The 593-nt window shown below is 74.0% G+C and carries 1 protein-coding gene; it reads right to left on the bottom strand.

Annotated features, from left to right (window positions below):
* A partial coding sequence (locus AC1D12_RS34905) for a MoeA family protein (RefSeq protein ID WP_477845615.1) occupies positions 1 to 570 on the bottom strand: 570 nt, incomplete at its 3' end.
* Positions 571 to 593: the final 23 nt, after the last annotated feature.

The raw sequence follows: 593 nt of genomic DNA, 5'->3' as shown, positions 1-593 counted from the left end.
GCGCCACACCGGCAGCTCGCCGCGGCCGAGCGAGGCGACGAGGCCGAGATCGGCCGGCCGCAACGCGCGGCCGGCGTGCAGCGCGATGCTGCCGCGCGCCAGGTCTTCGCCGGCCAGCCGCCGGTTCGCGCCTGTTTTGACGGCACCAGCCGGCACGGTGATCCGATCGCCGTCGACCCGCACGAACTCCTGCGGCACGACGGTGTCGAGACCGGGCGGCATCACCGCGCCGGTCATGATGCGCACGCACTGGCCCGCGCCGATCGCGTGGCCGACCACCTGGCCCGCGAGCTCGGTGGCGGCCACCGTCAGCACGGTGGCCTCGCCGGTGCGCAGCTCGCTGCCGCGCAACGCATAGCCGTCCATCGCGGCGTTGTCCCGCGGCGGCACGTCGATCGTCGACGGGATGTCCTGTGCCAGCACGCGGCCGAGGCTCGCGCGCAGCGACAGGTGCTCCACCGCCTGCACACGCGGCAGCATGCGCGCGATGAAGGCGCGCGCCACGTCCACCGGCAGGTCGTCGGCGTCGTAGCCGTGCAGGCCGAGGGCCAGGTCGTTCAAGGAGCTCATCACAGCGCGAGCGACATCAGGTC

Source organism: Rhizobacter sp. P1_G5 (assembly GCF_056405435.1).
Note: the sequence above shows the minus strand (reverse complement) of the source record. Positions and strands in the feature narration are given on the sequence as shown.